The following is a 2,321-nucleotide window of genomic DNA, read 5'->3' on the forward strand; positions in this document are numbered from 1 at the left end:
ACGTGGACGACCTCGACGGTCTCGACCTCCCCGGCGGGGGCACGGTGATCCTGCGCGGGAAGGGGGGCAAGGAGCGGGTGGTCCCGGTGGGGCGTCCGGCCTGCGATGCGGTCGGCGCCTACCTGGTGCGCGCCCGTCCCGCACTGGCGGTCCGGGGCGGCCCGGCGTTGTTCCTCAACGCCCGTGGCGGCCGTATCACCCGGCAGTCCCTGTGGAACGTGGTGGCCGCCGCCGCGGAGCGGGCGTCGGTCGGCACCGACGTCTCGCCGCACTCCTTCCGCCACTCCTTCGCGACCCACTTGTTGGACGGCGGCGCGGACATCCGGGTGGTCCAGGAGCTGTTGGGGCACGCCTCGGTGACCACGACGCAGGTCTACACCCTCGTCACCGTCGACACGCTCCGCGAGGTCTGGGCCGAGTGCCACCCCCGGGCACGGTAACGTGACCGGGGACCGGCCTGAGCGCAGGTGACGACGCAGCGAGAGGAGACGCGGGTGGCGCAGGACTCTGGGACCATGGATCCCGCACTGTTCTCCCGCGCGGAACTGCTCGGCGCCGACGACCCGGCGGCCGGCGAGGGCTTCTCGGCGATCCCCGAACCGCAGCCGATCACCTCGCACGGTCCCGCCATGGTGCTCTCGATGTGCAACCAGAAGGGCGGGGTCGGCAAGACCACCAGCACGATCAACCTGGCCGCCGCCCTCGCGGAGTACGGCCGCCGGGTCCTCGTCGTGGACCTCGACCCCCAGGGTGCGCTGTCGGCGGGCCTGGGCATCCCGCACCACCAGCTGGATCTGACGGTCTACAACCTCCTGGTGGACAACACCGTGTCGACGGAGGAGGTGCTCGTCCGGACCCGGGTGGAGGGGGTGGACCTCATCCCCGCCAACATCGACCTGTCCGCCGCGGAGATCCAACTGGTCAACGAGGTGGGGCGCGAACAGGCTCTGGGCCGCGCGCTGTACCCGGTGCTCGACCGCTACGACTACGTCCTGATCGACTGCCAGCCGTCACTGGGGCTGCTCACCGTCAACGCACTGGCCTGTTCGGACGGCGTGTTGATCCCGATGGAGTGCGAGTACTTCTCGCTGCGTGGGCTCGCCCTGTTGACGGACACCATCGACAAGGTCCGCGACCGGATCAACCCGCGTCTGCACCTGACCGGGATCCTGATCACGATGTTCGACCGCCGGACGGTCCATGCCCGCGACGTCCTCGGCCGCGTCGTCGAGGTGTTCGGTGACCAGGTCTTCGACACCCTCGTCACCCGGACGGTCCGGTTCCCGGAGACCACCGTCGCCGGTGAACCCATCACCACGTGGGCGCCCAGATCTGCGGGTGCGCAGGCCTACCGGGCGCTGGCTCGCGAGGTCATCCAGCGCGGCAGGTGAGCGGTCCGGTGACCGGGGTCGGGCACCCGCCGGGGGACGACGCCACCGAGGTACCCGATCCGCGTGCGTTCACAGTCCACCTGACCAACTTCACCGGCCCGTTCGACCTGCTCCTGAAGTTGATCGATTCGCGTCGCCTCGACGTGACCGAGGTCGCCCTCCACTCGGTGACCGACGAGTTCATCGCCCACGCCCGCGAGTTGGGCCGGGAGACGGGCCTCGAGGAGGTCACCGAGTTCCTGGTGGTGGCGGCCACGCTGCTCGACCTCAAGACCGCAAGACTCGTGCCCTCCGGTGAGGTCCAGGACCTGGAGGATCTGGCCCTGCTCCAGGCGCGGGACCTGCTCTTCGCCCGGCTCCTGCAGTTCCGGGCGTTCCGCCAGGTGGCCGAGTTGTTCGCCGAGCTCGACAGGACCGCCCGCCACTCCCACCCGCGGACGGCGGGTCCGGACGAGGAGTTCCTGGACCTGCTGCCCGAGGTGGAGCTGGGCGTCGACGTGGAACAGTTCGCCACCATCGCCGCCGTGGCGTTCCGACCCCGGCCGGTGGAGGAGGTGGGGGTCTCGCACGTGCACACCCCGGCCGTGTCCGTCCCCGAGCAGGCCGCCCGCGTCCTGGAGTTGCTGAGGTTCCGGGGCCGGGGCCAGTGGGTCGACTTCCGGGAGCTGGTCTCCGGGTGCGGAGACTCCCTCGTCGTCGTCGCCAGGTTTCTCGCCCTGTTGGAGTTGTACAGGGCGCGCGCCGTGGCGCTCGCCCAGGACGAGGCGCTCGGTGACCTGTTGGTGAGTTGGACGGGCGAGGAGGCCGCCGAGGTGACACGCGGGAGGGACGAATGGACGTGACGGAGGGCGACGACATGCGTGCGATGGGGCCGGAGGGGGACGACGACGAGCTCGACGAGCCCGGGGCCCCGCCGTTGCGGGCCCGACT

The 2,321-nt window shown here is 70.8% G+C and carries 3 protein-coding genes; all 3 read left to right on the plus strand.

Going from position 1 to position 2,321, the window contains the following annotated elements:
* Positions 1–440: tyrosine-type recombinase/integrase (locus G6018_RS12135; protein ID WP_182639730.1), on the plus strand; the 440-nt coding region annotated here is incomplete at its 5' end.
* A gap of 75 nt (positions 441–515) precedes the next feature.
* Entirely contained in the window at positions 516–1,391 is an 876-nt protein-coding gene (locus G6018_RS12140; RefSeq protein ID WP_182639731.1) for a ParA family protein, read from the plus strand.
* An 8-nt stretch (positions 1,392–1,399) separates the two neighbouring features.
* Entirely contained in the window at positions 1,400–2,233 is an 834-nt protein-coding gene (locus tag G6018_RS12145) for a segregation/condensation protein A (RefSeq protein ID WP_182639732.1), read from the plus strand.
* Positions 2,234–2,321: the final 88 nt, after the last annotated feature.

Source organism: Dietzia sp. DQ11-44 (genome assembly GCF_014145205.1).
Lineage (GTDB): Bacteria > Actinomycetota > Actinomycetes > Mycobacteriales > Mycobacteriaceae > Dietzia > Dietzia natronolimnaea.